Origin of the sequence: Bradyrhizobium sp. CCBAU 51765 (assembly GCF_015291725.1) — a bacterium.
Classification (GTDB): Bacteria; Pseudomonadota; Alphaproteobacteria; order Rhizobiales; family Xanthobacteraceae; genus Bradyrhizobium; species Bradyrhizobium liaoningense.
This window is the reverse complement of sequence record NZ_CP030038.1, coordinates 6,805,709-6,826,441: the sequence shown is the minus strand read 5'-3', so window position 1 is coordinate 6,826,441 and position 20,733 is coordinate 6,805,709. Positions and strand designations below refer to the sequence as shown.

Sequence of the window (20,733 nt, the reverse complement as noted above, 5' to 3'; positions counted from 1 at the left end):
CTGTCCCGACGGGGTCTGCGCAAAACCGCACTCAGTCTAGCAGTAAAGTACGAAGTGCGCCCCGGAAGTTGATCAATGGATTTCCATCGCTTTGTCGGGTGGCGATAATTCGTCCGATAAAGACGGTGTGTGTGCCAAGCAACTTGTGGTCATACAAAACGCATTCGAGCGCGCAAAATGCGTTGGGCAATAGCGGTACATCGAGGGCACCCTGGTCCCCGGCCCCGGTGTCGAAGCGGTGAACGCCTTTCGCCCCCTCCCCACCGCCAAAACGCAGCGCAAGGTCCTCCTGGTCACTGCGGAGAACACCGACCCCAAAGCTGCCGTTGGCAAGGATCTCATCATGTGCCTCGGAGCGGGCATTGATGCCAACGACCAGGCACGCCGGCTCCATGCAGATGGACGTCACAGAGCTCACCGTCAGTCCACGTCGTCCGGCTGCCGTCCCGGTCGTCACGATAGCGACACCGCTCGCCAGGCTTTGCATGGCATGGCGGAACTCTGCCGGTTGAATAGATGGCATATCCCGGATCGCAGGAGGGAACTGGTGGCTCACTTCTAGTGTCTCCACATCTAGAGACGACTTTGATCCCCATGGGGCTTGTAATGGGGGAGCCGGTGTCGAAATTGCGTGACGAGTAGGCTCAGATGGAGATCGGGTACGACTTCGATGTCCCTCTGGATTAGCTGAGAGTCACAGCCGGACGGACGTGCAATATCTCGGCGTGGTTACGCCGGATGGCGATCGGAGCGGCAGTCTAAGAATTGCCGTCGCCTCTGTTTCGACAGGGCGTCCATTAAACAGCAAACCGCGCTGAGCAGCCCGGCGACGCGCCAGTGCACAGGGAATTGTGGTCGCGATCCAAACAGCTGGGCTGGAATCTGGCTCGGCCCCGTGGGGAGGGAATGATGCCGATTGCGGTAACAGCGCGCCTGCCAGAGTTTCTCCGCATGTAGACGGCATCGGCGCGCGCCTAATGTACTTTTAGGAGAACACGTGCTTTTGCCGCGAGAAGATGCTCATCGAGCGTCGCGTGCAGCACACCCCGCAACTCCGGTGGGATTGAGCTATCCGTATCGATCAATTCCCGAAACTTCCGTATGATGTGTTCTATCGCAGCAATAGATCCGAGTGTTTCAATCCTCTGCCGGGACATCATCATCTCCTTAGGCGCGCAGCGCGTTTCATCGCGGGTCCTCACCTCGGCAATGTGGGCTGCAACAGGCTCTCATCGCTAAGAAGGCTAGCTCTCGCGCCCGGGCTCGGCGCGAATTGCCTTCGTCAGGACGAGCGCTGGCGACGCAGGCTCCTTGAAATCCCGCAGAAATGACGTGCATTCGTGGCTCCAATATTGTCGCGCTCGTGAACAGCAGCACCTGGTCGCAATACTGGAACATCGGCCAGCTCGGCTGTCAGGCGTTCGAAACCGCGATCAGGCGCTTCAGTCGAGCGGCTGCGGCGCCGCGATCGAGTGATTCTTGTCCAAGTGCTACGCCTTCCTGCAGGGTCGAGGCCCGCCCAGCCACGACCAACGCCGCTGCCGCGTTCAAAAGTGCGGCGTCGCGAAATGGACCTGGTACGCCATCAAGCACATTTTGCAGCGCAACGGCATTAGTCTCCGCATCGCTGCTTTCCAGCGCGTCGTTGCGGCGGCGGGGGAGCCCGGCTTGTTCCGGCGTCACTTCGAAGGTGCGGACTATACCCGCCTCAAGCGCAGCAACAAACGTTGGGCCGGTGAGGGTTATTTCGTCGAGCCCGTCCGAGCCATGAACAACCCATACCGACTCGGCACCAAGGTTCTTCAAGACGTACGCCAGAGGCTGCACCCATTGGGCAGACAATACCCCAACGATCTGTCGCTTGACCCCGGCCGGATTGCACAGAGCCTCGATCAGATCAAAGGTCGTATGGGTTCCAACTGCGGCCCGGATCTGCCCGATGCGCTGCATCGCCGGATAATGGGCTGACGCAAACACGAAGCCGATGTTGGCTTCCTGCACGCAACGTGCGATCGCGTCAGGCTTGAGATCAACCTTTACACCGAGGCGCGCCAACACGACTGGGGCGCTTGAACCCGAAGACGCAGCGCGGTTGGCATGCTTGACCACAGGAATGCCGGCCCCGGCGACGATGAAGGAAGCACACGTCGACACGTTGACCGAATGCATAGTGGTCTTGCTCGTGCCAGCGAGGCCGACGGGGTCGCATGTCGGCTCGACCCGCGGCGTTCTATTCCGCATCGCCAAGGCGGCGCCAGTGACTTCTTCGACCGTTTCGCCCCGGACCCGCATCCCCATCAACAAGGCGCCGATTTGCGAGGGAGTCGCGTAACCCGACATCATGCTGTCGAAGGCTGACGCAGTTTCCTCACGCGTCAGAGTGGCGCCTGTGGCAACTTTGCCCATGATCGATCTAAGCACTTCCATCGAACTTTACACGTTCCTGTCCAAACCTCGAGCTCTTCCGCAAGACATCGTTGAAGAGACCCGGCACCGATTGCCTTGATGCAGTGGCCCGTCCCGCGTGACATGGCCTCATTGACGCTTGAGGCGGCGGTTGAGTGTGGGCATGCTTGGTGAGGCTACAACCTGACGCTACGTGAGGGTCAAGCTCTCCATTTCGGTGGTGCCGTCGAGAGGAGATCGTCGGTCAGCTAGAACACTGGAGTTGCTTGTCGCAGGACTGATGACGCTGTTTTTTGGCGGCAATGGCCTTTTGCCGCGGTGTTCCGGCCGGATCACCTCATCCTTCTTATAGCCTGCCATCGCCGCGGTGGCGAACCATTGAAGCGGCTCCATCTACTGATTCCAGGCTATCCGTGATGGGGCGGTCGAGCCCCGATCTCAGCTGGCTCTACCCAATAACCCCACCTGGTTGCAAATGAAGGTGCCCGTTCATAGTGCGATGGACGCGTCCCGTTGATCCGCTTGCGTGAGGGCCGGTCATGTTCGGTTCTGCCTTGCAGCAGAATACGCCCTGCTGTGGCGCGTCGAGGCGATCGGTTTTCAGAGCAGCCTCTGCGGTGGCAAGATGATTTTGGAGAACATCGAATGGCGTGATGTGCCTGCCTTGCATGATGCCGCTGTCGATCCATACTTTATGCGGATCGAAGACGAAGTACTTTGCTTGGTCTGGACGTATACGCGTATCGGGAGCCGCCGCGCAACGGCCTGAGCTCGATTGCATGCCCAGTTGAAACAATGTCGGACTGCGAAAGTGCAGGTCCTGGATGAACTTCTGCAAACGGGCTGCACCGAACATTCGCGCTTGAAAAGGGGCCCCGCATCAACCTCATGGTAGGATTGCAGAGCCAATTTCAAGCTTGTGCAGCGTTTTGATAACGTGCGCCACACCCCTATTGGCAATCAGAACATATCGAAGGGTAACTTCTGCATTCGCCTATCTCGACACGCGCGACTGACCATAGCGTTGGTCAATTGTAGGCGGCCATGCTCGTCACCTGACCGCGGGTGACCATCCTGCAGGTCACCCTGGGATCACTTCCCCGGATAGGCGAATGAACAGGCCGCCACATTCACTTCGAGTCGCTGCTTTTCTTGCTAGTGTCTCGCACCGAGATAACGTAGCGACATCGCTGACTGAGGCTCGCTTGCTTGGATCTGAGGCAGGCGGTGATAGCGGTGCGATCTGGTATGTGGCTGCTACAAAGGCGGAACACGTCCTCCATGCAAGCCTCTTTCTCTTCTGCGGTCGGCGTTTCATCGCGCGCGTTGACCGGCCCTGGGATTACAGCGGTCATTGCGGCGACAAGAGCAATGGCGCAGCGGGAGATTGTGAGGCGCGAAGCCAACTGACTTCGTTGATTTTGAGTCATGATATCCATTCAAGTCCGGTTGGTTGCGTTATTGATCTTCCTGCGCGAAGCGCAACGTGACCTATGAGCCAGGAAACAGGCCGGAACTGCTTAAGGAAGGTGCCGGCATGCTCGTTCTTCCGCTTTTGCGTTCGTGCGGTGCTGGTCATCCGTCCGGCACGACAGAAACCACACCTGCTGTAGTGGCGGAGCACCACGAAGAGTCGAAGTACTGGCGGCTGAGCTGGCCCAGCAAGTAATCATTCGGGAGCATCCAGTGGTTCGGTGCATGCCTGGATGTGGCGATGCACCGTTTGGGCCTGACATGTGCTTAGGTACTCTGGCTCAGCCTACCATCAACTGACCAATGACTCCGTAGCCGGCGCGACGACGGGATGAAGGGCATGGCCCTATCGCGAGGCAGGGAGAGCAGGCAAAAACCGCAGGTGCGCCCAAGCCACTGTTCATGATGCATTCGATCGTTCAGAGCGAACCATGATGACGCGCGCCGAGACTATGTTTGCTGTAGTCGCGCCTGTGTTCCGCGTTATGTGAAGACGTCGGGTGAGGTATCTGGGACGGAGTCTCCGTCTGGCGTTGTGCTGAGGTTGGGGTGATGGGAGCGCCCGCCGTGTAGAGCTCGAAACGCGCGATTTCGTCCAGTCGCGATAGGAGCAGCTCCGACGCAGCCCGGACAAGGATGCACCTTGAGCATCTTAGCGTCCTGATCGAGTCGCGCCAGGTGAGTTTGGATATCTGAAACATTCGTGATTCGCTTGGCGTGTCTGGAACGGCCTGGATTGTCGGAGGTGGTTCCCACTTGTCTAGGATCGTACAATCTAACGCTACGTGCGATTCAAGTCCCTTCGTGCGTCTAATCGTCTGAGGATGTCGACGCTGTGCATTCTTCGCGCGCGCCTCGGCTGCAACGCGCACTGTGGCGCTTCAGAATAGCGGCTGTGCGTGGCGACTGCCCCTTCAGCACCCGAGGCTTCGAGCGTCGCTGTTACGTGATTATACGGAGCGCCGGTGTCGCATTTCTTTGATCTGCGAATTGCATGCTCTCGGCATGAATGCGAAAAGTAAACTCTACCAACCCGAGCACTGGCGAGGCCGTGCGGAAGCAACGCGAAAGAAAGCGGAAGCGCTCGCTGACGGGAGAGCCAAAGACAGGCTGCTCAAAATTGCCGTGGAATACGACAAGCTAGCTCGGCGCGCCCACATGTGGCAGATGCACAAAGACGAGGACGATACGTGACGCGAGGAAGAGCTGTAAAGTGTTGATCGCTATCCGACCCAATGGCCACGCAGATGTCGCACAGCAAGCAAGTCAGTGCGTGGAAGTGACGTTGAGGGGCACCGTAGGGCGGGGCATCCTGACGGTCCTGTCCCGCGCTCCAGATAGCGAAATATAAGGCGGAGCGATCCGCCTGCCCAACGCTCCTTCAGTCCTACTTCCTTAGTCAGCTTCTCGAAATCAAATACTCATAAGAAAAAGCGCAGCCTAGACCTCAATTTGCAGTCTATGCGTCGCAGTAACGCGGAAGCCCGGAGCCAATCCGCGCCAGACCGTTCAGCTGTTACAGGTCAGTGTGTGGAACTTCGTTGCGGCTGCAATGGCGTATCAGTTTCGCCAATTCGAGCTATCTGCGTCATTGATGGTGCGTGGGTATACGGAGCGGCCGCGGCATGCGCGAGGCGTGGCAAAGCCCCTAGCTGCTCTGGCATCCGCCAGCTTATTCAGAAGAACGCTGCGATGATCCAGTAGAGCCCGGCCCAAAGCAGCACATTTATGAGGAGTGCGGCCAGCGGCCAAGGGTTCCATCTCCTTTGCGCCGACCGGGAGCGACAATCGGCGCCGTAATGCCTGATCGGTGGGTGCTTTGGTGCGCGCCAATGCGTCATTTCATTAGACGTCGCGCTGGTCCGCTGAGAAATGCCGGACTTTGCATGCCTCGTACCACTCATAATCTCGCAGTCCTCTTGCAAGGAGAGTATCGGAATGTTTGTCTGTTGCGCGGCGAGCCTCCGTCCGATGGTATGCTCGCGTATCATCGGTACAGTTAGCGTCGCTTTCCGTCACCGCAGCAATCTACATGCCACGACGCAGAAGTATCCGCACCGCTTTGATGCCAGCAAAAGCGCGTATGTCGGGCGTTGGCGACACAGAGCCGCTGCCAGAGCTCGGATTCGCGACGTCCATGTCTGAAAGACAACACCCGCATTAGCTGCAAAAGGCTGAGCGTATCGCGAGCGCCATACCCTGAGCAATGAGTTGGAACTCGCATCGTAGTGCCGCGTGAAGATCGGCCGACGATGATTGAGATCGACTAATCATTGTTCCTGACCGTTAGCTTACGAGGAGAGGCCGAGATGGCAGGCGATCCGCTCGATGTCGTTGGTTCGACGTCAGTTCATACCAGGCGTCCGCGGCTCTGGGTGCAGGCCGATTCGCGCACCCTCTTTCTATCGTGTCGGGCGCATTGCCACTGTTCAGACTCGACGAGAAAGCCATGAATGATCAGGTACGATCTCGCCAAGCAGTAATATCGTCGGTTCAGCTGGAGCCATCACTGGCTTTGCGAGACATCATGGAATCTAGATGTCAAGGCCCACTATAGAGAGAATGCCATGATGACGACCAATTCATTGAAGAGAGGGGGCCGCCAGTCTCTTGCGCTCAAGCGCCATGACATGAATGCGTACTAACGCTTGCTTGAAGGGCGGGAGAGCGATGGCAGACAGAAGTGTTGCTGATGCGCGCTGTATTCGGCGATGTGCGAGCAATACTGGCCGGCATCCATGAGTAAGATGCTTCGCATGAAAGGGGCTCGATGACGGAGTTGTACTATGAGCCGGGAAGGTGCGGTCGGCGGACCGATTCGCCATCGCCCAGATCGTGCTACCGCCCGTACTCACGTAATCGGTGGCTCCTGAGAGCGTTCTGCCCACCATGCGATTGTTAGAAGACTATAGCAGGAGAACGAGTGATGATGGACATCTGCGGCTTGCTCAGATGGTGCTCTCAAGAGCGGTACAGTAACGATTTGCGAGACAACGTAAGCCGCGTCGGTTTCAAGGCCCTTCGAAAGGCAAAGGAGCGGGCGTGCGAGCGCAGTTGATTGAGAAGCTGGAGGCCGGCCGCGTGCAACACGGCCGGTTCGCTACGGTTCCGGGATCAGGCCCTTGCGGCGTGTTCCTTGTGCAGGGGCCTTGCGGGTGTGAACTAAAGATAAGTGGATTTGTTCGTCCTGGTTGGGAGCATGTTGCGGTCTCGACGCCGCGGCGCTGTCCGAATTGGGAAGAGATGTGCTTTGTAAAAGACCTGTTCTGGGATGAAGAGGAATGCGTCATGCAACTGCATCCGCCATATTCGCAGTATGTAAATAACAGCCGATATTGCCTTCACCTGTGGAGACCCATTCATCGGGACATCCCGATGCCGCCGCCGAGCTTTGTAGGCATCGTTGGACTAGGGCCCTCGGAGGCAGCAATGTTGTTCGCGCGGATGAGCGCGGCACCATGATGAGCTGATTAGGAATATCCAAGCGCAAAGGTGACGCCGAGCGGCTGCAGAAGACCGATTCGGCGCCGCCGAACCGAGGCGCCAAGAGCGTGTATATGTTAGGATCAATTGACCGTAGCGTGCGCGGGGGGCAGCCGAATTAGCTACCATCGACCGGGAGAAGCTAACAGTGCACTGATCCCCGGTAAAGCTCGCGGAGCGGTGCTGAACGCGGATCGGCGGCAACAACAGCATTTCGCCAGGCCGACGATCATCCTCACAAGGCATCACTGGGCGATCCGACGGCGCGAATTGCGCACTCTTTGGAGCGAGCAGTGTGTGCCGACCGGCGGCGTCGCGATGGTTGTGAGATCGAGGCCAAGGCGACGGTCGCATTCAGTGACGAAGGCGCTCTCGCCCCATCGCCTGACTGCATCCGGAATTGCAGAAGGTCGCGCCTGCCGTCACTGTGCTTCGCCGGCCACAATCCCACATCTTGAGCGGGGCTCGTGAGCAGCGTCGGTCGAGACACTAATTAGGCGCGGGGCGGTAGCTTCGCTAATTTATCTGGTTGTCAGCTCGTCGTCAGCTTGCCACAAGATCATTCGCAGGCAGAGCGTAAGCAGCCCGCGCTCGCTCTGAGGAAACGTACGCTGAAGAAGCAGGCGAACCGGCATGTATAATCGAGTTAGTGACCGATCCACGCGCCCTAATCAAGCTGACGAACCGAGTGGGTCGGCGGACAGTTACCAATTTGCTCAAGCAATGACGGATCTCGCTCAACGGGAGAGCCCGCCATGCGGGGAATTGTCCGACAAGATGGGCCTCTGCTGCAGCAAGCCACAGACCTCAAATGCAATCATTTACAGTCCAAGCACCTCGGAGCCCAGCACATCCTCTCTGTCCTCCAGCTCAAATCCATCGTCTCCAGCGAGACCTATTCGTCCTCTGTTCGAATACAGGACTGCGGAATTATCCGGTGCCAATGTCAACGGAATCTGCGTTGGCTTGGCGGCGGAGTGGCTCCTCAATCTCCCGAGTAGCCCATCATCCCGGATGAGGGCGCTGCGCCCGGGGACTCAAAATCACAGCTCGGCGGCAATGCGGCAGCAGCGGTATGAAGACCTCAAGCGTCTGTTGCGAAGGAATAGGGCCGAAGGTTCCCACGACCTTCAGGCAAAAAGTACGATGTTACGCGAAGCCGGCCTAGAGCCGTTCGCCCAAGAGACGCGATATAGGTCTGGTACATCTTGCATTGAGCAGATCGTGAATGAGGTCGCCGACGATAGGTCGATCTACTTCGTCAGCTTGCGTTTCGCCGCAGGTGGCGCCCACACAATCGTAACGTCGACATCGAATGGAATGACGACCCTCTTTGATCCCAATTATGGGGAATTTACTGTTCGCTCAGATCAGATGGGTGAGTTGTTCAACAGTCTCGCCGACCGCTACAGGAACCCGAACCGACATGATATATCGACTGTCGTCACACTAAGGATGACGTGAGTGTTTGGGACGTTGCAAAGATACTTGGCCGAGGCCCGCGAGCGGATTCTTTCGCGATCGATGCCGGACATCCGCAACGGGTCCGGCATTGCAACCACGGCAGGGAACACGGATTGTGGCGCCCTCAACGCGCGCCCGACGTGAAGCAGAGCTCAGGGCGCCCCTTCGGACGTTGGAGCGCCATGCTCGACGGAAGCTCTCTGGAAGTAATGCAGCGAGGGGAAAATGCCCAGAGAGAGGCTGGCCGGTCACTCAGATTGATGAGCTCGTGCCCTGGCGCGTCAAAGCCTGGATGGGCTGCGCTTGCACTTAAGCAGGACCGGCGGCCCGTTAGACTTTTCTAAAAGTTGGCTAAGCTCTTCGTGTGGGTTTCGACGCCTTTAGCCCTTGCGCTCAGGGCTAAGGGCGGGCATCACGCATCCAACACAATCGGCACAAGTTGTATTTTCGTCTGCTTTGGAATCTTCGCCGGCCGCTTCTCCACTGACCTCGCCAGGCAAGCAGCTGCTGTCAACGACAATGCGTGCCGTCGCACCAGCGCACGACCGAGTCGACGCTCGCCATGAGCTCGGCAACAATCCGTGCTTGTCCTCGTCATTCCGCTTTTGCTGTGGTCCGGATCTGCTTGAAGATCTCAACATCAGAACCGAAAGTGAAAACTATGCACTATGTTCGTTCCAAGCCTAACGGCAAACTTTTGGGGCGAGCCGACTACAAGCTCATTCAACAATTTTCGAATTTACGGCCTGGACCCCCTCTCTGCTGAGCTGGCTGTTGGTTTGATCTGGAAGATCCGATGACTTACATATGATCCCAGTGTTGCACCGGAAGCAGCGCGGGCGCGACTCGGCGCTGGTCAGGACGGTGAATCAGACGCTGTCGCTGCCACGCCCGCACTGGTTGAAGTTAGCAGAAACGTGACTCGGCGCCCGAAAGCCCCACGCATACACGGGGCAAGCGCTGTCCCTACCACGCGCCGCTAACTTCCATGTCACTGTAGAAGGACTAGCTTTCCGAAAGCTGACGAACCCGACGCGATTCACAAAACGAAAGCGGCCGGTGTGGGGCGATGCCATCCTGGCTGGAAGCCACCCATCTGTCCAGCGGACGTCCGACCTAAGGGTATGGTTGAGCATAGACATAAGCCGATCTCTTCAAAGAGGTCGTGAAACTCGCATATGCCATGTGCCGCGAGAAGGTGTCAGCAGAAGCCCATCGATATTTGCAAGGCGCGGCTCTGCGACATCATTCACGAAAGACGATCCTCTACCTCCGCGACTTCGACGACAGCCAGGCAAAGGGATCGGAAACCAGTCCAACGGGCGGCCTTTCACTGTTATCCGATGCCCTCGGTCGCGTCCTCCGAAGGTTGTCGGCGGTGTGTCGGACGATGTCGAATAGCTCGATGTCACAGGTGACCCGTCTTTTCCCGAGCACGTACATATGCGGCCCGTGCGGCCCATAGATTTTATCGCCGCTTCATTGCGGACAGTGATGCCGGTGTCTTCGCATTGTCCGGAAGCTGGAAGGCGCGTCAGCGCATCACGCGGGCCAAGATAACCGTGAAGCGCCAATCAAAACGGGATCCGATCTACGCTTACTGTTCACGACTCATTGTTTGTCGATATTGTGGCCGAAATCGCACGGTAGTCTCTCCTGAAACAGCTGCCGCGAGTCCGAGCAAGCCGCTCGCGAAGCGTGCCCTCCAGAGCGGAAGCCCCGCGACGATTGAGAGCTGCGGGGCAGTTTCCTTTTTGCCGATGTGGCGATGCATTGCTTCACGAGCGACGGCCTCGACAGCTTCTGGAAAGCCTATCCATAATAGGGTCAGCTCAATTGAGTTTTTGGACGTGAGGCTAGCGTGGAATCGTGCAATTTCGATCCATCCAATGTAACAGCTTGGCCCCAGGTAGGCATGCGGTCTCGGAAGAGCCCCAGGGTGGCATGCCGGGCAAGAGGGCTTTGAGCAGCACTTGGCAGGCGTTCGGTCCTGACTATCGTCAGCATGATGGCGGCACGGTCGGTCCCCGCCGGCTACCGGCGAAGGTCCAGTTGCGCTCCCAAGGCGATGCCTCTCAATGCGCGCTCAGCGCAATTGTTAAAGGGCATGATGTTTTCAGCGCTCAAACCCGGTGGAGAGGACTGGTCGTCCGGATTAGTCTGTCGAAGCCGGGATAGGGGCGCTGGAGCACGAAACGGTGGCAGGCCGCCATGACCATGAGCTGTGAGCTCGCTTTGTTACTTGGCCGCCCCCTACGACTTGCCCGGCTGCGCTGCGAGCGCGGATCCGTAGATGTCCTGCAAGCCACTGGCTCCTGAGACAAGGAGAACCAAGCATGCAAATCGTCGGCATGGACATCCACCGATCGTTCGCCCAGGTGGCGATCCTGGAGGACGGAACAATAATCCGACAGCTCCGCGTAGATCTCGTCCACGATCGGCTTGTCGCCTTTGCCAAGACACTCAGCCTCGAAGATGAGGTGGTCATCGAGGTGACGGGCAACAGCGCGGCTGTCGAACGTATTCTGCGCCCGCACGTTAAGCGCGTCGCGGTCGCCAATCCGAGGCTCGTTCGGGCGATTGCCTATGCGCGAGTCAAAACGGACAAGGTCGATGCTGGGACCCTGGCAAAGTTGCATGCTGCCGGCTTCTTGCCGGAGGTCTGGGTTGCTGACGAGGACACCTACAGCCGCCGGCGCCAGATGGCCGAGCGCGCTGGCGTCTTGGCGCAGATCATCCGGATTAAAGGACGCATGAAGGCTATCCTGCATGCCCACCTCATCCCGCCCTACAAAGGCTATCTCTTCGGCAAGCGCGGACAGCATTGGCTGGACAGTCTGCCTCTCCCATCGGAGGAGCGTGCAATGCTCTGGCGTCTGATCGTGGAACTCGAACGCGTGACGAAGCAACTGTCGGAGATCGACAAAGTCGTGGCCCAGCAGGCTCTGGACGATCCACGGGCTCTCAAGCTGATGACGATCCCCGGCGTGAGTTCGGTTGTCGCATCGAGTGTACTGGCCTCCATCGGCGACATCGCACGCTTCCCGTCGCCGGATAAGCTCAGCAGCTATTTCGGGTTGACTCCGCGGGTTCGGCAGTCAGGCGAGCACCCGGCACGGCATGGCCGGATCTCGAAGCAGGGCAACCGTGACGCCCGCAAGATGCTGGTTGAGGCGGCGTGGTCAGCCAAGACGGCGCCGGGTCCGTTGCGAGCATTCTTCAACCGAACGCAGAAAAAGCACGGGGCCGGGGTCGCAGCCGTCGCGACGGCGCGCAAGCTCGCAGTCATGATCTGGCACGTCCTGACGACCGGGAAGGACTACGCTTACGCGCGGCCAGCGTTCACGGCGATGAAACTCCGGAAGGTGGCTCTGAAGGCTGGGGCTCCCCATGCCTACGGCAAGGCTGGCCCGGGCCGGGACTATTGGATCAAGGAAATCCGCGAACGGGAAGCTGGTTACGTCGCACGCGTCGAGCAGGCCTACGAACGCATGGTGGCTGCCTGGAAGGAAAAACCAAAAAAAGCTGCCACGAACTGAAGGTAAGGACTTCTCAACACCATCCGTGGTTAAGCAGATCCTGCCATCGTCGAGGAAGCGGCCGAAGTCATCTAGCGGAGCATGTAATTCATAAGCTTCAGGACCTCGGAGGAGGGCGAGAGGGTTTCGCGCCGCGCAACAACAAGTCGCGCATGTACTCAAGACGCGGCTTGCTCTTTTCGTCGCGCACAGCGGGACGCTCGTCGGCGTCCCGGCCGTTGATGGTGCGCTCGATCTCGACATCGAGGTGTCTGACCGGAGCGAGATTAGGTTAGGCCCTCATAGCAGCCTGTCGGAATTCGATGTGGCAGTGCATCAGGGATGCTTCGCCTTTCCGCGGTTGCATCGTCCGCGCGCGGAACCAGCAGGTGGAAAGACGTCCGGCATCGGCCAGCTGTCAGACATACTGCACCAATCTAAGGTAATCGTCCGTGAGGACAGGTGAGCGAATCGAACAAGCCTCATCTTTCAAGGAAGGTGGTCAGAGTCCGACTAGCCAGATTGCGCACTTCGACAGATTGCCGGGCCGGCGCGCGAGTACGGAGAGTTGCAAGTTCGGAACTGACCAGGTGAGCCGCCGCTGCGGCGCAATCTAAGGCAGAGAAGCAGCCAGCAGACATGACAGCTTTTGCCAGCCCCAATGTGGTGAGCCAACCCGCATAGATCAGCACGGCCCCATCTGTCTCATTGAGCCCAGAGAGCTCCTCAATTGCAGCAGCATGGACTGATGCCGCTCCAACTGACCGAAAGAGATCGGCTATTTCGTCACGCGTGGCTTTAGAAAGGAGGCAGCGGCCGAGATGTGATAGGAGCGCCTCAGTCGGACCTTCGAAGATGCGAAGGATGCGAGCGTCTCGATAGATTTTGGCTAAAGGCGCTCCTTCGTCGTAACCACGGCCACCTAACAGCTGGACGCATTGATCAGCGACAAGGCCGCACCACTCCGAGGACAAAACCTTCGTTGCCGACGCAAGGTGGACGTTTGGCGCGCCTTGCGCTGAAACAAGTTGGCATGATGCGGCCAGCATCGCCTTCACGACTTTCCGCCGCAGCACCATCTGTCCAAATAACTGCTCGATGTAGCTGTTCTCGATCATGCGTCAGTTTACCGAGCCGGCGATGGCTTGCATAAGAGGCTGCGACCTGGATAGCGCGCTCAAGGGCTCCAAGACCCATAGCAGCCACACCGATACGGCCGCGGTTCATGCTAGATGAAGCCGCGCCCCAGCCGTCTTGATCGCGAGAGAGCACGTAAGAACGCGGCACCTCTCGGTTACACATTGGTATAGTGTGGATGTAAGTGCAGTATAAGCACGTTCTGCGGGACTTCGACCTATTGCAACCGCTGCGTGGGCTCTCATTAAGATAAGTCTTGTCGGACCTATCGGAGGCACACGCTCGTTTCAGTAACCTCCCATTCTTCTCAAGACTCGCTCTGCGTTGTCGATTGGTGTCTCGTCCCAAAGTGAGCCGACCGAGGAGAGGTCTGTCATGCAACATTGGGCGGCATAGCGAGGCGAACGTGAAATATGGCATTCAAAACATGTCCTCCGTGGCTCTTGCGCGTGCAAAAGTCTTTCGCGACCAAAGCGGCTCATATGCGCAAAAGGAAAGAAGATGGTCTTGCGCCACGCACCTCCCTGTCTTGGTCATGATCGGCGCGATGCCGTTCACGAGTTGCGCCAGGCAGGCAACTCCTACCCAATCGGCGTGATTCAGAAGGGAAATGCAGGCGCCGCCGAAGGCGAGCGCGTCCTCCATTGTATAGATTTCCTCAAGGATGGGGGGGCACTAGCCAGCGGTCTACCGCCGGGGTAGCCTCGTTGCGCGTTCGATACCAGACGTTCCATTCGTCGAAGCTGAGCATAAGACGCTTTTTTTGGAGCGCCGCGTGGCCGCAGCCGCATCAGCTAGGACGACGACCTCATCAGTAAAGCAGTCCTCACGTCGGTGCTCGCGAGAAACGAGGCGATGTCCTGACTGTAATTCCCGAGTTAAGTATGGATTGAAATTTAGTCGACGTAATCAAGCTGTGTTCGAGGACCGTTTCTTCCCATTGGCCAAAACTAGGTATGTTGCGCAACGATGAACCGCACCGTCTGCGCTCCGATGGCCGGGCTCGTAGATGCCACCATAGACGCATCGGCCCCGATGTTCGACGAAAGCACCAAACAGACGAGAATTCGTGTGACCAATGGTGAAGTCGCGATCGATCAGAACTGTGGCTTTCCTGATGTTCTTCTCGGCTGGCCTGCGGCTGATGACAGTTACGACGTGGCCTGCTGCTCTGCGAAAGGAGCGAATGAAAATGCGTGCCGACACGGGAGAGAACTCTATGAAGCCGATCCGCATCTATTGTGGCATTTGCGCAGTACGAGCCTTCGGCAGCGGCGTCGTGGAGATACCGGAAAGGGCCTACAAAGAAGTGGGATATCGACGATCCGCATCGAGCAGGGCAGCGAGTTGTCTCGCGCAATCTTGACTGAGGGCGACAGCGCGGCGTTATGCTTGGCTTGCCTGCCCGGCAAGCCAAACGATGATGCGTTCATCCAGGCTTTCAACGGCCGCTTCCGGGCGGAATTTCAGCGACGATCGGTGCCTCCGCCTTGCAGACGCACAGAAAAGGGCGGAGATTTTGCGCAAACACTACAACAAAAAAGCCCCTAGAGAGCAATCGGCAACAAATCGCCAATTTTACGGCAAAACCACGTGGCCCAGCCAGCCCGCTAGCACGTTCAGAGTCGTTAGCATCCTCAAGAAAGTCATTCCCCGTGATCTGCCCGACCGTATGCGCAACAGCATCGATTACGCAACCTTCTGACACACAGCGGCTTGCTAGGGCTATATTGCAAGCCCGCCGACGCAAAACCCTGGCATTCCCGCCAGGGTTTTGCATGGTCATTGATAATTTGGCAGAGTAGATCAGAAGTCCATACCGCCCATACCGGCGCCTGGAGGCATTGCTGGACCAGCCGCGGCCTTCTTCGGCAGCTCGGCAACCATCGCTTCCGTCGTGATCAGGAGAGCGGCCACCGAGGAGGCGTTCTGGACAGCGATGCGCACGACCTTGGTCGGGTCAATGATGCCCTTAGAGACAAGGTTGCTATACTCGCCTGTCTGCGCATCGAAGCCATAAGAGTACTGCTCGTTGTCCAAGACTTTGCCGACCACGATCGAACCGTCTTCACCGGCGTTGATTGCAATCTGGCGGGCCGGCCAGGACAGTGCCTTGCGCACGATCTCGACGCCGGTCTTCTGATCGTCGTTCTTGGTGCGCAGGCCCTTGAGCTGCTCGGAAGCGCGGAGCAGGGCGACGCCGCCGCCCGGCAGGATGCCTTCCTCGACAGCCGCACGGGTCGCATGCATTGCGTCATCAACGCGATCCTTGCGCTCCTTCACCTCGACCTCGGTCGCGCCTCCGACGCGGATCACCGCGACGCCGCCCGCGAGCTTGGCAAGTCGCTCCTGGAGCTTCTCACGGTCGTAGTCCGAGGTTGTCTCCGCGATCTGCGCCTTGATCTGGGCCACGCGCGCCTCGATGTCGGCCTTCTTGCCGGCGCCGTTGACGATCGTGGTGTTCTCCTTGTCGATCATCACCTTCTTGGCGTGACCGAGCATGTTGAGCGTGACGTTCTCGAGCTTGATGCCGAGATCTTCCGAGATCGCCTGGCCGCCGGTCAGGATCGCGATGTCCTGCAGCATGGCCTTGCGGCGATCGCCGAAGCCCGGAGCCTTGACGGCCGCGACCTTCAGGCCACCACGCAGGCGATTCACGACTAGGGTCGCGAGCGCTTCGCCCTCGACGTCCTCGGCGACGATGACCAGCGGCTTACCACTCTGCACCACGGCCTCGAGCAGCGGCAGCAGTTCGTTCAGCGAGGAGAGCTTCTTCTCGTTGATGAGAATGTAGGCGTCATCCATCTCGACGCGCATCTTGTCGGCGTTGGTCACGAAGTAGGGCGAGATGTAGCCGCGGTCGAACTGCATGCCCTCGACGACGTCGAGTTCGGTCTCGAGCGACTTGGCCTCTTCGACCGTGATCACGCCTTCGTTGCCGACCTTCTTCACGGCGTCGGCGAGGAACTTGCCGATCTCCTGGTCGCCGTTGGCCGAAATGGTGCCGACCTGGGCGATCTCCTCGTTCGAGGTGACCTTCTTGGAGTTCTTCTGGAGGTCCGCAACGACGGCTTCGACCGCGAGGTCAATACCGCGCTTGAGGTCCATCGGGTTCATACCGGCGGCAACTGACTTGGCGCCTTCGCGGACTATCGCGGCGGCCAGGACGGTCGCAGTGGTGGTGCCGTCGCCGGCAGCATCCGCCGCCTTCGAAGCGACTTCGCGCACCATCTGGGCGCCCATGTTCTCAAACTTGTCGTCGAGTTCGATGTCCTTGGCGACGGCAACGCCGTCCTTGGTGATGCGAGGCGCGCCGAACGACTTGTCGAGCACGACGTTGCGGCCCTTCGGACCAAGCGTGACCTGCACGGCATTGGCGAGGATGTCGACGCCGCGCAGCATGCGGTCCCGCGCGTCTACTCCGAATTTGACTTCTTTGGCTGACATTAAGAATTCCCTCAGTTCTTATTTTCTCACCCTTCAGCGCGCCTAAGTGGGCGCTCTTCAGGGAGTGAGCTGTGCGAGCGCTGGGTTAGGCGGCTTTCTTTTTGGGAAACACATCTGTGAGGACGCCCATGATGTCGCTCTCCTTCATGATCAACAGCTCCTCGCTATTGATCTTGACTTCGGTACCCGACCATTTGCCGAACAGCACGCGGTCTCCGACCTCGATGTCGATCGGAATCAGCTTGCCGGTCTCATCGCGGCCGCCCGGGCCAATTGCAATGACTTCGCCCTGCGAGGGTTTCTCCTTTGCTGTGTCGGGAATGATGATGCCACCAGCGGTCTTCTCATCAGCGTCGATGCGCTTGACTACGACGCGGTCGTGAAGCGGACGAAATTTCATACAAGACTCCTGAGCGTTTTGAACAAGTTGCAGATAGTCACATTGTGACAAGTCCAATTATAGCAAGGGTCAGGCCAATAATGAGCTGAACGACCCATGCCTGCAGCTTTTCCTTGGCTGTGTCGGGAATGATAACGGCGCAAGCGGTATTCTTATCGGCGTCGGTGCGCTTGACCACGACGCGGTCGGGAAGCGGACGAAAATTCATACAGGTCTCCTGAGCTCAAGTTGGTGATAGTCACATTGTGACAAACCAAATTACAGCAAGAGTCAGGCCAAAAATGAGCTGAACGATCCGTGCCTGCAGGTCTGCTGATCCGTTGGGGGGCCTGCACGTGTCTTTGTCCGGAAGCAGACGCGCTTAGATACACCGCCGACAAGCTGTTGCGGAAATGACATTGCTTTCGCCGAAACACCGGTTGAGCCCAGGGTTTCTCACGGCCCTTACACCGATCGAAGCGTCGCGTATTTCGACGGCGCTGGCCGGCCTGCAGCACAATTTTGTTAGTTTGGAGCAGGTCGGCGACCGGTCGGTTGATATAGCCGAGCAGTGCATAGCAGGAGAGCAACTCACCTCGAGTGACGGTCCGGTCCAGAACAAGCGTCGTGCCACACCACATTAGCAGGATTGTGAACAGAGTTGAGAGAACGCTACAGGCATTTTCTCCGGCGATTGAGACGAGACTGACTGTAGGCCAACTTGTCTGGTGGCGAGAAGCAGCGCCTTTCGTTAGCACGAGTTCTATACCGGGACCGGGATGGACGAGCCGACCTCCTCCCTCGACTCGGTTGCCGAAGCCACTGTGCACCGGCTCCTTGAGAATTTGCGTCGGGACGGCAAGACTGTCGTTGTCATCTCTCACCGAGTCAGCACCATCTGTGGTGCCGACAAGATCGTCGTCTTAGACAGGGGCCGGATCGTCGCGGAGGGCAGACATCTTGATCTGCTGGCTGAAAGCGCTTATGCGCGCTTGTGGCAGACGTAAACCGGCGAGCCCTAAAGTTGCATATGATGGCCTATCGCAAAATTCGGCGAAATCATGCAGAGCTCGTCCACTTAAACTGACCGTGCTGATCGACGTTCGAAATTGTATACCACGGTCGGTGATGGAGCGAGATCGGCAGCTCAACAGCGATCCACGCCTGAGGACCGACGTTGCAAGCATCGGGACAGCGTGCGCGAACTCAACCATAAGGCATGTGAAATCTCGAGTTGAACTACGCCGTCGGCAAGCTGAGGTCGTCAGAGGGCGTGGTCCTATGGCATAAGCGCGTCGATTTCGTTTCAAGGTAAGCCGTTGGCAATACGTCATCTGAAATTACGCGAATGGATCGACATTGTCATTTACGTCGTTTGCGGCAGGTTGCGAATGGCTGCCAAGGTTTGTCCCGCCGCCGCTGCCCGCGAAAAGCTTTTCGAATTGTTGGAGCTAATGGCGCGTTCGACGGTGGTGGAGTCGAGCTCAATGCGGCCGCCGGTGGGAAGTGTTCGAAGAGGGCGCGCCGAGAGACGGCATAGCGGATCGCCACGGCCAGCTTTGATTTGCCGGAGATCCGCTGCAAGGTGTCCTGCCAGAAATCGAAGAGATCCGCGACGACCGCCGTGCAGTGTTTTGCTTGCGCGCAGCAACCCATGCGTCGGTCCCTTGACCTCGTACGGTATTCCGGGGATCAGGTGATTCCACTGGGTGGTTCACACGTTGCGTCAGCGAATCTGGGATGGCAGCGGTCGGTCGACTAGGCACATCTTGCCTGTCGCAACCGGGATCGAGCTGATTGGCTATTCCTGCGCACGAGAGATCAGTCTGGCGGGCACGCTTTGAGGAGAATAGCCGACGACTTACATTAGTACGAAGCCGATCTTTCTACCGCTCCGAAAGGCGGACCGGAGACGACGATCTAGCTCGCAGTTGCCTCGTCTCCCGAGATAGAGGGTGCAATTTGCATTGCAGGGCAGTCGCTGCAGGCCGCGGTTCGACAGGATTCCCTTTTGATGTTGATGGCCTCCAAATGGCTGTCATAATTCAAGGGAACCGACAGGTATATGAATCATATACATTGATATGCGTTGTGCCGGCGCGTCTGGCGTGTGATTGCGGCGTCAAAGACAAAATTCAACCGATCACCGCGCCCAATGGAAAAAGCACCCGTGTCGTCTATCGAAGTACACCAGCACATTGTTTCACTTCTTCAGAAGCCGAATCCCGTCATCCTGGATATCGGCTGTAATGATGGGACCGATACGCAACAGTTTCTCAACCTCTGCCCGCAAGCTCAGCTCTACTGCTTTGAGCCGGACCCCAGAGCGATCGCGCGCTTCAAGAAGAAGCTGGGGCCATCCCTCAATAGGGTGAAGCTGCTTGAAATCGCGATCAGTGATCGAAATGGGATGATCGACTTCCATCCAAGCAATGCAGATGGTGATGCGAAGGAATGGGACCTCTCCGGCTCAATACGCCGCCCGAAGAATCATCTTACTGAGTATGATTGGGTTCGGTTCGATCGCCCTGTCTCGGTTGAAACGCGGCGGCTGGACGATTGGTGCAGCGAAGCCAAGCTGAATATGATCGATTTCATCTGGATGGATGTCCAGGGAGCCGAAGCCGATGTTATCGCCGGCGGCATGCAGACCTTGAGCAACACGCGCTTCGTGTACACGGAATATAGCGACCGCGAGCTCTACGAAGGGCAGTTGTCGCTGCAAGCTATTCTTGACCTATTGCCATCATTCGAGGTGGCGTCCCACTATCCCCGCGCGGTGGAGGGTGATGTATTGCTCAAAAATACGCGCTTCTAGTGAGGACTCTTGGAGCGCCTCATTCATCGCTGAAGGACCTGACAATCGCGCTTAGCCGCCCAAAGCTGCACAACGGGTGATCATTTGAGCGGATATCGATGGCCGGACGGGCACTCCAGTTTCCGGGTTGCCATTACAGACCCGGCGCACGACGTCAACATCGGGCGGGTGGTAAATTTCTAACACTGCCAACCGGCGCTCGAAGCATTGAATGGTCTGAGCGGCTGCCGCATGGCCTTGTCCTCGAGGAGCTGGTGCACTGCTTCGAACAAATGCCAAACAATTGCATCGGTTCTCATAGTTCCTTGAGCTGAGCGGATTTCAGCACGCGCCTGGCGTCCCTGTTGTTGTGTCAATGGGAATGCGAGCCGAAGGATGTGTTCATTCCAGAATAACTTGCCGCGAGAGTTCAGCATCACTGCAGCGGCCGTTTGTCTCCGGCAAAGGGTCCTGGGCCGCAGCGCAGAAAGGCGGCGATCAACAGCGGCCGATTTCGCGGCGGATCGGATCAGGATCGTCATCGCAATCGCGGTTACTTGCCTGCTCATTTGCCGCAGGCGGACCTGATCATCGAATCTGCGAGCACGCTCTGCCTCTGGGGCTGCAGC

At 58.0% G+C, this 20,733-nt stretch carries 14 protein-coding genes and 3 pseudogenes; 5 read left to right on the top strand and 12 right to left on the bottom strand.

Translation table 11 applies throughout. The features are described from left to right. Positions 1 to 31: 31 nt before the first annotated feature. From XH96_RS32070 to XH96_RS32055, 4 genes are all read right to left on the bottom strand, one after another. Positions 32 to 556, bottom strand: coding sequence for a flavin reductase family protein (locus tag XH96_RS32070; protein WP_246789821.1), 525 nt, complete (start codon positions 554 to 556; stop codon positions 32 to 34). 857 nt (positions 557 to 1,413) lie between these two features. Then, positions 1,414 to 2,427, bottom strand: a complete 1,014-nt coding sequence (trpD, locus tag XH96_RS32065) for an anthranilate phosphoribosyltransferase (RefSeq protein WP_194389499.1) — start codon at positions 2,425 to 2,427, stop codon at positions 1,414 to 1,416. Positions 2,428 to 2,595: 168 nt separating this feature from the next. Continuing rightward, on the bottom strand, positions 2,596 to 2,799 hold the full coding sequence (locus XH96_RS32060) for a hypothetical protein (protein ID WP_194389498.1): 204 nt from the start codon (positions 2,797 to 2,799) through the stop codon (positions 2,596 to 2,598). Between the two features lie 55 nt (positions 2,800 to 2,854). After that, entirely contained in the window at positions 2,855 to 3,262 is a 408-nt protein-coding gene (locus XH96_RS32055; RefSeq protein WP_194389497.1) for a hypothetical protein, read from the bottom strand. Positions 3,263 to 7,995: 4,733 nt separating this feature from the next. Here XH96_RS32055 and XH96_RS32050 point away from each other — a divergent pair. Both XH96_RS32050 and XH96_RS32045 read left to right on the top strand, forming a co-directional pair. Next, positions 7,996 to 8,826, top strand: a complete 831-nt coding sequence (locus tag XH96_RS32050; protein WP_194389496.1) for a YopT-type cysteine protease domain-containing protein — start codon at positions 7,996 to 7,998, stop codon at positions 8,824 to 8,826. A gap of 2,351 nt (positions 8,827 to 11,177) precedes the next feature. Beyond that, complete coding sequence (locus XH96_RS32045; RefSeq protein WP_194394342.1) at positions 11,178 to 12,365, top strand: IS110 family transposase; 1,188 nt, start codon at positions 11,178 to 11,180, stop codon at positions 12,363 to 12,365. Here XH96_RS32045 and XH96_RS32040 read toward each other — a convergent pair. The 3 genes and pseudogenes from XH96_RS32040 to XH96_RS39355 form a co-directional block, all read right to left on the bottom strand. Next, positions 12,336 to 12,630: pseudogene (locus XH96_RS32040) on the bottom strand (transposase); the annotation flags it as partial. The gene XH96_RS32045 and the pseudogene XH96_RS32040 sit on opposite strands and share 30 nt — an antisense overlap. Positions 12,631 to 12,826: 196 nt before the next feature. Next, the gene (locus XH96_RS32035) at positions 12,827 to 13,462 is read right to left on the bottom strand and encodes an acyl-CoA dehydrogenase family protein (RefSeq protein WP_194389495.1); all 636 of its coding nucleotides are present in this window, start codon (positions 13,460 to 13,462) and stop codon (positions 12,827 to 12,829) included. A 439-nt stretch (positions 13,463 to 13,901) separates the two neighbouring features. After that, entirely contained in the window at positions 13,902 to 14,126 is a 225-nt protein-coding gene (locus XH96_RS39355) for an alpha-L-arabinofuranosidase C-terminal domain-containing protein (protein WP_246789820.1), read from the bottom strand. 324 nt (positions 14,127 to 14,450) lie between these two features. Between XH96_RS39355 and XH96_RS32025 the strand changes: the two genes are divergently transcribed. After that, entirely contained in the window at positions 14,451 to 15,032 is a 582-nt protein-coding gene (locus XH96_RS32025) for a hypothetical protein (protein ID WP_194394421.1), read from the top strand. A gap of 255 nt (positions 15,033 to 15,287) precedes the next feature. Here XH96_RS32025 and groL read toward each other — a convergent pair whose 3' ends face one another. From groL to XH96_RS39345, 4 genes and pseudogenes are all read right to left on the bottom strand, one after another. Next, the gene (groL, locus tag XH96_RS32020) at positions 15,288 to 16,928 is read right to left on the bottom strand and encodes a chaperonin GroEL (RefSeq protein WP_092219351.1); all 1,641 of its coding nucleotides are present in this window, start codon (positions 16,926 to 16,928) and stop codon (positions 15,288 to 15,290) included. Positions 16,929 to 17,013: 85 nt separating this feature from the next. Next, on the bottom strand, positions 17,014 to 17,328 hold the full coding sequence (locus XH96_RS32015) for a co-chaperone GroES (protein ID WP_194389494.1): 315 nt from the start codon (positions 17,326 to 17,328) through the stop codon (positions 17,014 to 17,016). Between the two features lie 37 nt (positions 17,329 to 17,365). Then, a complete protein-coding gene (locus XH96_RS39915; protein WP_092219353.1) occupies positions 17,366 to 17,536 on the bottom strand; it encodes a hypothetical protein in 171 nt (56 codons plus the stop codon). Between the two features lie 277 nt (positions 17,537 to 17,813). After that, positions 17,814 to 18,011: pseudogene (locus tag XH96_RS39345) on the bottom strand (hypothetical protein); the annotation flags it as partial. Between the two features lie 17 nt (positions 18,012 to 18,028). Between XH96_RS39345 and XH96_RS32005 the strand changes: the two are divergent. Together XH96_RS32005 and XH96_RS32000 are read left to right on the top strand one after the other, a co-directional pair. Continuing rightward, positions 18,029 to 18,314: pseudogene (locus XH96_RS32005) on the top strand (peptidase C39); the annotation flags it as partial. A gap of 1,163 nt (positions 18,315 to 19,477) precedes the next feature. Next, positions 19,478 to 20,125: an FkbM family methyltransferase gene (locus XH96_RS32000; protein WP_194394341.1), complete on the top strand. Its 648-nt coding sequence runs from the start codon at positions 19,478 to 19,480 to the stop codon at positions 20,123 to 20,125. A gap of 179 nt (positions 20,126 to 20,304) precedes the next feature. Here XH96_RS32000 and XH96_RS31995 read toward each other — a convergent pair whose 3' ends face one another. Further along, positions 20,305 to 20,646, bottom strand: coding sequence for a hypothetical protein (locus XH96_RS31995; protein ID WP_194389493.1), 342 nt, complete (start codon positions 20,644 to 20,646; stop codon positions 20,305 to 20,307). Positions 20,647 to 20,733: the final 87 nt, after the last annotated feature.

Coding starts and splice junctions, on each gene's coding strand:
- XH96_RS32025 (WP_194394421.1), top strand. CDS start 14,451: ATGAACCGCACCGTCTGCGCTCCGATGGCCGGGCTCGTAGATGCCACC.
- XH96_RS32015 (WP_194389494.1), bottom strand. CDS start 17,328: ATGAAATTTCGTCCGCTTCACGACCGCGTCGTAGTCAAGCGCATCGAC.
- XH96_RS31995 (WP_194389493.1), bottom strand. CDS start 20,646: ATGACGATCCTGATCCGATCCGCCGCGAAATCGGCCGCTGTTGATCGC.
- XH96_RS32045 (WP_194394342.1), top strand. CDS start 11,178: ATGGACATCCACCGATCGTTCGCCCAGGTGGCGATCCTGGAGGACGGA.
- XH96_RS32055 (WP_194389497.1), bottom strand. CDS start 3,262: ATGTTCGGTGCAGCCCGTTTGCAGAAGTTCATCCAGGACCTGCACTTT.
- groL (WP_092219351.1), bottom strand. CDS start 16,928: ATGTCAGCCAAAGAAGTCAAATTCGGAGTAGACGCGCGGGACCGCATG.
- XH96_RS32060 (WP_194389498.1), bottom strand. CDS start 2,799: ATGGAGCCGCTTCAATGGTTCGCCACCGCGGCGATGGCAGGCTATAAG.
- XH96_RS39915 (WP_092219353.1), bottom strand. CDS start 17,536: ATGAATTTTCGTCCGCTTCCCGACCGCGTCGTGGTCAAGCGCACCGAC.
- XH96_RS32050 (WP_194389496.1), top strand. CDS start 7,996: ATGTATAATCGAGTTAGTGACCGATCCACGCGCCCTAATCAAGCTGAC.
- XH96_RS32035 (WP_194389495.1), bottom strand. CDS start 13,462: ATGATCGAGAACAGCTACATCGAGCAGTTATTTGGACAGATGGTGCTG.
- trpD (WP_194389499.1), bottom strand. CDS start 2,427: ATGGAAGTGCTTAGATCGATCATGGGCAAAGTTGCCACAGGCGCCACT.
- XH96_RS39355 (WP_246789820.1), bottom strand. CDS start 14,126: ATGGAGGACGCGCTCGCCTTCGGCGGCGCCTGCATTTCCCTTCTGAAT.